General features: G+C 70.0%; 1 protein-coding gene and 1 pseudogene. One reads left to right on the top strand and one right to left on the bottom strand.

Annotation, left to right across the window (positions count from 1 at the left end):
* On the bottom strand, positions 1 to 204 hold a 204-nt coding region (locus LPA54_RS37100; RefSeq protein ID WP_228984870.1), incomplete at its 3' end, for an FAD-dependent oxidoreductase.
* Between the two features lie 98 nt (positions 205 to 302).
* Between LPA54_RS37100 and LPA54_RS37095 the strand changes: the two are divergent.
* Positions 303 to 486, top strand: a pseudogene (locus LPA54_RS37095) (GNAT family N-acetyltransferase); the annotation flags it as partial.

Below are 486 nucleotides of genomic sequence, written 5' to 3'. Positions count from 1 at the left end.
GATGTCGATGCCCATCGACACCAGCTGCTTCACCGCGCGCGGGGTGAGGCCGTCGCCGCACACCTTCTCGCGCGGGAACTCGGTCTTCTCCAGCAGGAGCACGTCGAGGCCGGACCGGGCCAGGTGGTAGGCGGTGGTGGAGCCGGCTGGCCCCGCGCCCACGACGATCACATCGGCGGTGTTGTCGGAGAGGGGCTCGGTCACGGCGGGATCTCCCCAGAGTTCGAAATCTTCGTGCCGACCGGCACTGGACACAGGCAGTCTATTCAGCGGACGTGATCACCCGGCTGAAGGGCTGCCCCGTGAACCGAGCACTCCCCGCCGTACGGCTGCGGGTTCCCACCGACGAGGACGCCGTCACCTGGCACCGCATCTTCGCCCACCCCGACGTCATGGAGTTCCACGGCGGCCGGCCCGCGGAGCTGTCGGTCTACGAGGAGCTCACCGCCCGCCAGCGGCGGCACGACGCCGAGCTGGGCTTCTGCC

Origin of the sequence: Streptomyces sp. DH12, assembly GCF_020873895.1 — a bacterium.
Taxonomy (GTDB): Bacteria; Actinomycetota; Actinomycetes; order Streptomycetales; family Streptomycetaceae; genus Streptomyces.
The sequence above is the reverse complement of the archived record's forward strand: the minus strand, read 5'-3'. Positions and strand labels throughout refer to the sequence as shown.